Source organism: Microbacterium sp. (assembly GCF_032084865.1).
Lineage (GTDB): Bacteria > Actinomycetota > Actinomycetes > Actinomycetales > Microbacteriaceae > Microbacterium.
Map to the genome: position 1 here is coordinate 1 of NZ_DAMDLU010000164.1, position 5,873 is coordinate 5,873.

General features: G+C 70.2%; 6 protein-coding genes and 2 pseudogenes. 5 read left to right on the plus strand and 3 right to left on the minus strand.

From position 1 onward, the window contains the following. Positions 1-869 (plus strand): annotated as a pseudogene (locus tag RT309_RS13355) (5-methyltetrahydropteroyltriglutamate--homocysteine S-methyltransferase); the annotation flags it as partial. Between the two features lie 70 nt (positions 870-939). Here the strand turns inward: RT309_RS13355 and lexA are convergent. Beyond that, positions 940-1,626 (minus strand): transcriptional repressor LexA, encoded by a 687-nt coding sequence (gene lexA, locus RT309_RS13360; RefSeq protein ID WP_313357791.1) that lies wholly within the window; start codon positions 1,624-1,626, stop codon positions 940-942. 305 nt (positions 1,627-1,931) lie between these two features. Here lexA and RT309_RS13365 point away from each other — a divergent pair, with 305 nt between their 5' ends. From RT309_RS13365 to hisH, 4 genes are read left to right on the plus strand one after another with little or no spacing between them, the layout of a single operon-like run. Next, positions 1,932-2,309: a LysM peptidoglycan-binding domain-containing protein gene (locus RT309_RS13365; RefSeq protein WP_313357793.1), complete on the plus strand. Its 378-nt coding sequence runs from the start codon at positions 1,932-1,934 to the stop codon at positions 2,307-2,309. Positions 2,310-2,354: 45 nt separating this feature from the next. Then, a complete protein-coding gene (locus RT309_RS13370; protein WP_396654460.1) occupies positions 2,355-3,446 on the plus strand; it encodes a histidinol-phosphate transaminase in 1,092 nt (363 codons plus the stop codon). Beyond that, the gene (hisB, locus tag RT309_RS13375) at positions 3,443-4,045 is read left to right on the plus strand and encodes an imidazoleglycerol-phosphate dehydratase HisB (RefSeq protein WP_313357797.1); all 603 of its coding nucleotides are present in this window, start codon (positions 3,443-3,445) and stop codon (positions 4,043-4,045) included. The genes RT309_RS13370 and hisB overlap by 4 nt, the downstream gene beginning before the upstream one ends. Next, positions 4,042-4,674, plus strand: a complete 633-nt coding sequence (gene hisH / locus RT309_RS13380; RefSeq protein ID WP_313357798.1) for an imidazole glycerol phosphate synthase subunit HisH — start codon at positions 4,042-4,044, stop codon at positions 4,672-4,674. Before hisB ends, hisH begins: the two co-directional genes overlap by 4 nt. A gap of 48 nt (positions 4,675-4,722) precedes the next feature. On the opposite strand, the gene RT309_RS13385 is transcribed toward hisH, so the two are convergent. After that, positions 4,723-5,574 carry an AAA family ATPase gene (locus tag RT309_RS13385; RefSeq protein ID WP_313357801.1) on the minus strand — a complete coding sequence of 284 codons (852 nt, stop codon included), beginning with the start codon at positions 5,572-5,574 and terminating at the stop codon, positions 4,723-4,725. A gap of 70 nt (positions 5,575-5,644) precedes the next feature. Further along, positions 5,645-5,873, minus strand: a pseudogene (locus RT309_RS13390) (hypothetical protein); the annotation flags it as partial.

A 5,873-nucleotide genomic window follows, 5' to 3' on the forward strand; every position in this document is an offset into this window, starting at 1 on the left:
CCCTGCAGGAGGAGCTCGGCCTCGACGTGCTCGTGCACGGTGAGCCCGAGCGCAACGACATGGTGCAGTACTTCGCCGAGCACCTCGACGGATTCGCCGTGACCCAGCACGGCTGGGTGCAGTCCTACGGCTCGCGCGCCACCCGGCCCTCGATCCTCTGGGGAGACGTGTCGCGCCCCGCGCCGATCACCGTCTCGTGGGCCGCGTACGCCCAGTCGCTCAGCGCGAAGCCGGTCAAGGGCATGCTCACCGGTCCCGTGACGATCCTCGCGTGGTCGTTCGTCCGCGACGACCAGCCGCTCGCTGAGACCGCCGACCAGGTCGCCCTCGCCCTGCGCGGCGAGATCACCGATCTCGAGGCGGCGGGCATCGCGATCATCCAGGTCGACGAGCCGGCGCTGCGCGAGCTGCTGCCGCTGAAGGCGGCGGATCAGGCCGACTACCTCGACTGGTCGGTGCGCTCGTTCCGCCTCGCGACCGGCGGTGCCGCTGCGGCGACGCAGATCCACACGCACCTCTGCTACTCGGAGTTCGGCGTGGTGATCGATGCGATCCGCGCCCTCGACGCCGATGTGACCTCGATCGAGGCGGCGCGAAGCCGGATGGAGGTCGTCGCCGACATCGCACGCTTCGGCTTCGATCACGGGGTCGGTCCCGGCGTGTACGACATCCACTCGCCGCGGGTGCCCAGCGTCGAGGAGATCGAGGCGCTGCTGCGTCGCGCCGTCGACGAGCTGCCGCTGCGCCAGCTGTGGGTGAACCCCGACTGCGGTCTGAAGACCCGCGCCTACGAGGAGACCGTCGAGTCGCTGCGCAACATCGTCGAGGCCACCCGTCGCGTCCGTGAGGACGTCGCGGTCACCGTCTGAGGTCTGACCAGCAAGAGAGGCGCCCCTTCCCGACCGGGAAGGGGCGCCTCTCTTCGTCGCGAGCGCGCGATCAGACCGAGCGGAGCACCGCGACGACCTTGCCGAGCACGACCGCCTCGTCGCCGAGGATGGGTTCGAACGCCGAGTTGCGGGGCAGCAGCCAGGTGTGCCCGTCGCGCCGGCGGAAGGTCTTCACCGTCGCCTCGCCGTCGATCATGGCGGCGACGATCTCGCCGTTCTCGGCATTGTTCTGCGTGCGCACGACGACCCAGTCGCCGTCGCAGATCGCCGCGTCGATCATCGACTCGCCGTTGACCTTCAGCATGAACAGATCGCCCTTGCCCACCAGCTGCCTCGGCAGCGGGAAGATCTCCTCCACCTGCTGGTCGGCCGTGATCGGCACTCCCGCGGCGATCTGCCCGACGAGGGGCACCAGCGCAGCGTCCCCCACGGACGGGGCGGTGTCGGCGGGGTTCTCGGCGCCGCTGCCGGGAAGGTCGATCAATACCTCCATCGCGCGGGTCTTGCCCGGGTCGCGGCGCAGGTAGCCGCTCAGCTCGAGCTGCCCGAGCTGGTGAGTGACGCTCGAGAGCGACTTCAGCCCCACCGCGTCGCCGATCTCGCGCATGCTCGGCGGGTAGCCGTGCCGGGCGATCGAGGTCTGGATGACCTCGAGGATCGCCATCTGCTTGGGGCTCAGGCTCTTGCGGCGCCGCGTGCGGGGAGCCTCGGCTGCGGTCTCGGGGGTGTCGCTCATGGCTGCTCCTTCATGCCCTCACACGGTGCGGATCCGCGTCATCGCGGGGATCCGGTTCGAATGTCGGTGGCCCATGGTGGGCTGACTTCATCGAAACCGTATCCGAGTTCGTTCGGAAAACGGAAGATCTGTTCGAGCGTGTCGCAGAAGTGGTGGCACGGTGTTCGAAGAATCCTTGACAGATGTTCGATATCGAAGATAGATTCGGAACGTAGCTTCGCATCCGGCATCCCCGGCCGGATGCCGGATGCGAAAGCTGCACCACTTCCGCCCGATGGGCGGGGGAGAGCGAAGAGGAGCATCACATGAGCACCACCAGCATCCAGGCCCCCGAGACCTCTACGGTCACGGCCGCTGCAGGGCGTTCTGTCTCGACCCGGCTGCGCCTCACCGCACGCGGTCGTCGTCTGCTCGCCGCCCTCGCAGCCGCACCGGTCATCGCAGGCATCGCCGTCTCGCTGCTGGCCGGCGGCTCGGCGGTCGCGTCCGGTGAGAGCGAGCCGGTCGCCTTCGAGACCGTGACGGTGCTGCCCGGTGACACGCTCTGGTCGATCGCCGCCGAGGCTGCACCCACCTCCGATCCGCGCGACGTCATCGACGACATCAAGCGTCTCAACGACCTCCCCACCGGCATGATCCAGGTGGGCACCTCGATCGCGATCCCGACGGCCTACTCCGGGTGAGCGCGCGCCGTCATCCGCGGCGGCGTGCGCGATGCTCGGCCTACGATGGAGCATGTGACATCCCTCGATGAGCTGCCCCTCCGCGCCGACCTGCGCGGGCTCACGCCGTACGGTGCCCCGCAGGCGCCGCTTCCGGTCGCTCTGAACGTCAACGAGAACACGCATCCGGTTCCCGACGAGGTCGCCAGCGACATCCTCGACGACATCGCCCTCGCGCTGCGAGACGTCAACCGCTACCCCGATCGCGAGTTCACGCCGCTGCGAGAGGCGTTCGCCGCGTATCTCGGTCACGGACTGACGGCCGAGCAGATCTGGGCGGGCAACGGCTCGAACGAGGTGCTGCAGCACATCATGCAGGCATTCGCCGGCCCCGGCCGGACGGCGTTCGGGTTCGCGCCCACCTACTCGATGTACCCGCTGATCACGCAGGGCACGGGCGCGCAGTGGATCGCAGGCACCCGGCACGACGACTTCACGCTCGACGCCGATGATGCCGCGAGGCAGGTCGCCGAGGCCGACCCCGACGTCGTCATCCTCTGCACCCCGAACAACCCCACCGGCACGCCGCTGGGACCCGACGTCATCGAGGCCGTCTACGACGCGGCGCGCGGCGTCGTGATCGTCGACGAGGCCTATCAGGAGTTCGCCCCGCACGACGCGCCCTCGGCGCAGAGCCTACTGGCCGGCCGGCCGCGGCTCGCGGTCTCGCGCACGATGAGCAAGGCCTTCGCCTTCGCCGGCGCCCGGGTCGGCTATCTGGCCGCCGACCCGGCGTTCATCGACGCGCTGCGGCTCGTGCGCCTTCCCTACCACCTCAGTGCTCTCACGCAGGCCGCAGCCGTCGCGGCGCTGCGCAACTCGTCGACCATGCTGCAGATGGTCGACGAGATCGTCGAGCAGCGTGAGCGCATCTCGGCCACCCTCGAGGCCCTCGGATACCGGCCGCACGCCTCGTGGTCGAACTTCGTGCTGTTCGGCGGAGTCGACGACCCGCAGGCTCTCTGGCGTGCGCTGTACGACCGCGGAGTGCTCATCCGCGACGTCGGGATCCCGCATCACCTCCGTGTCTCTGCCGGGACCGAAGCCGAGACCACCGCATTCCTGGAAGCCCTCGCGTCGATTGGATCGTCCGCATGACCACCCGCACCGCCCGCCGGACCCGCAGCACCTCCGAGTCGACCGTCGAGGTCGTCGTCGACCTCGACGGCACGGGACGCAGCGACATCGACACGAGCGTTCCGTTCTTCGACCACATGCTGACGGCGTTCGCGAAGCACTCGCTCACCGACCTCACCGTGCGCGCCACGGGCGACACGCACATCGATGCGCACCACACGGTCGAGGACATCTCGATCGTGCTCGGCCAGGCGATCCGCGAGGCACTCGGCGACAAGGCGGGCATCTCGCGCTACGGCGATGCGCTGGTGCCCCTCGACGAGGCTCTCGCGCAGGCCGTGGTCGACATCTCGGGCCGCCCGTTCCTCGTGCACGACGGAGAGCCCGCCGGATTCGAGTTCCACCTCATCGGCGGTCACTTCACCGGATCGCTGGTGCGCCACGTGTTCGAGGCGATCACCCTCAACGCCGGCCTGACCGTGCACGTGCGCCTCCTCGGGGGCCGCGACCCGCACCACATCGCCGAGGCCGAGTTCAAGGCGTTCGCCCGCGCGTTCCGTCAGGCCAAGGCGCTCGACCCGCTCGTCGACGGCGTCCCCTCGACGAAGGGGGCGCTGTGACCGAGCGGCGCGTGGTCGTCTTCGACTACGAGTCCGGCAACGTGCACTCCGCCGTGAAGGCTCTGGCCGCGGCGGGCGCCGAGGTCGAACTCACCCGCGACCGCAGCCGTGCCCTCGACGCGGACGGACTGCTCGTGCCCGGCGTGGGCGCCTTCGCCGCCGTTCGAGAGGCGCTGGTCGCACACGGCGGTGACGAGATCATCGACCGACGCTTGGCCGGCGGACGCCCGGTGCTCGGCATCTGCGTCGGCATGCAGGTGATGTTCGAGCGCGGCGTCGAGCGGGGCCAGCCCGCCGAGGGGCTGGGGGAGTGGCCGGGCACGGTCGCCGAGCTGGATGCCCCGGTGCTGCCGCACATGGGCTGGAACACGGTCGAGCCGGGGGAGGGCAGCGTGCTGTTCCGCGGCATCGAGGACGAGCGCTTCTACTTCCTGCACTCGTACGCAGCCACGGCGTGGGAGCTCGACGTCATCGCGCCGTTCCCGCAGCCGGCCGTGACGTGGGCGACCCACGGTGAGCGCTTCATCGCGGCGGTCGAGAACGGTCCGCTCTCGGCGACGCAGTTCCACCCCGAGAAGTCGGGAGAAGCGGGCATCCGGCTGCTGCGCAACTGGATCGAATCGCTCTGATCGCACCGCGGGCGTGACGAGCGCACCGAGGGACGCTCAGTGCCGTGGTCAGAGTCCGCGCGCGACGGCGGCCCCCGCAGCCAGCCAGGCGGTCTGCGTCGCCGGCGCGAGGGCGCCGAGCCGCAGGTGTCCGTCGACCATCTCGTGGTCGAACGGAATCGCGACCACCTCTCGTGCCAGGTCGCGGTAGCCGGTCACCACCTGGTCGACATCAGCCGGAGTGGCCTTCGGGTCGGCCTGAGTGACGACGACCACCGATTGACGGGCGAGCCGTGCCGATCGCTCGTCGCGGTCCTCGAGCGCTTCGAGCAGCAGAGCACCGGCCTCGGCGTGGTCGTCGCGAGTCGTGGTCGCCACGACGATCTGATCGGCGTGGTCGATCATGCGCAGCCACATCGGGTCGGACTCGTCGTTGCCGGAGTCGATGATGATCAGACGGTAGTACTTCGTCGCCACGGCGTGGATCGCGTCGATGTCCTCCGAGCGCAGACGGTTCTCCTGCGCGAGCCGGATGGGCTTGGAGCGCAGCACGTCGTACTTCTCACGCGCCTGGTGGTGCACGTAGCGGGCGAGGTCGGCCGACTGGGCTCCCGCGCCCAGCAGGCGATCGGTCTCGGGGAGCAGCTCGAACAGCGTGTGGTCGTGCGGGCCGGTGTCGGTGCGCCAGCCCAGGGTGCCACGGGTCTGGTTGTTGTCCCAGGCGAGCACTCCCGCGCCGCCGAACCGCGCGAAGACGGCCGAGAGCAGAACAGTCGAGGGGGTCTTGCCCGCACCACCCTTGCCGTTCACCACGGCGATCGTGCGCGGACCGGGCCAGTGGTGGCTGACGAGCAGCTCGTCGTCGCGCACTGCGCGCTCCGCTGCGCCGGGGGCGAGCGAGAACCCGAATCGATTCAGCATGCCGCGGGCGCCCGTCTTGGCCGGCTCTTCGTGGGGCTCGTGCTGCAGGAACGACGGCCGCTCGCGCTGTTCACGTCGCGATGCGGGCGCCGGAGATGCCGGGGTCGCGACGGACGGGGATGCCGACGCCGGAGCGGGTACTCGGGCCGGGGCTGCAGGCACGGATGCGGCAGCGGGGGCGGATGCCGGTGCCGCCGGGGCGTATGCCGGTGCCGGAACCACCGGAGTCGCGGGACCCGCCGGGGCGGATGCCGGTGCCGGAACTACCGGAGTCGCGGGACCCGCCGGGGCGGATGCCG